At 65.2% G+C, this 851-nt stretch carries 1 protein-coding gene and 2 pseudogenes; all 3 read left to right on the top strand.

Annotated features, from left to right (window positions below; translation table 11 throughout):
• A pseudogene (locus tag E8E95_RS00025) lies at window positions 1-413 on the top strand (pyrroloquinoline quinone biosynthesis protein C); the annotation flags it as partial.
• A complete protein-coding gene (gene pqqD, locus E8E95_RS00030) occupies window positions 410-688 on the top strand; it encodes a pyrroloquinoline quinone biosynthesis peptide chaperone PqqD (RefSeq protein WP_280347112.1) in 279 nt (92 codons plus the stop codon). The pseudogene E8E95_RS00025 and the gene pqqD, both read left to right, overlap by 4 nt.
• Window positions 660-851: pseudogene (locus E8E95_RS00035) on the top strand (pyrroloquinoline quinone biosynthesis protein PqqE); the annotation flags it as partial. The gene pqqD and the pseudogene E8E95_RS00035, both read left to right, overlap by 29 nt.

Consider the following 851-nt stretch of genomic DNA (forward strand, 5'->3'; position numbering starts at 1 on the left):
AACTGGTGCTGCCCGGCGTGCGTTTCGCGGTGGACGCCTACGTCAACTTCGCCCGCCGCGCGAGCTGGCAGGAGGCGGCCAGCAGCTCGCTGACCGAACTGTTTGCCCCGCAGATCCACCAGTCGCGACTGGACAGCTGGCCGCAGCACTATCCCTGGATCGACCCGAGCGGCTATGACTACTTCAGGAAGCGCCTGAAGGAGGCGCGCCGCGATGTCGAACACGGCCTGCGCATCACCCTCGACCACTACCGCACCTGGGACGCCCAGCAGCGCATGCTGGAAATCCTGCAGTTCAAGCTGGACGTACTGTGGAGCATGCTCGACGCCATGAGCATGGCCTACGAGCTGCAACGCCCGCCCTATCACACCGTGACCCGCGAGCGGGTCTGGCACCGGGGGATTGCCCTATGAGCGACTTCGACCTGACGCAGGTGCCCAACCTGCGCCGCGGCTTCCGCCTGCAATGGGAGCCGGCCCAGGGCTGTCACGTGCTGCTCTATCCCGAGGGCATGATCCGACTCAATGAAAGTGCCGGTGCCATCGCCGTGCAGATCGACGGGCAGCGCGATGTCGAGTCGATCATCCGCAACCTGAGCGAGCAGTACCCAGATGCGCCGGACCTGGCGGATGACGTCGTTCAGTTCATGGAGGTTGCCAGTGAAAAATTCTGGATCGAGCTCCACTGAGCACAGTGTCGGCCTGCCGCTCTGGCTGCTGGCCGAGCTGACCTACCGCTGCCCGCTGCAGTGTCCGTACTGCTCCAACCCACTGGATTTCGCCCAGCAGGGCGAGGAGCTCACGACGGCGCAGTGGATCGAGGTGTTCCGCCAGGGCCGCGAACTGGGCGCC

This window comes from Pseudomonas sp. BN414, assembly GCF_029871275.1.
Taxonomy (GTDB): domain Bacteria; phylum Pseudomonadota; class Gammaproteobacteria; order Pseudomonadales; family Pseudomonadaceae; genus Metapseudomonas; species Metapseudomonas resinovorans_C.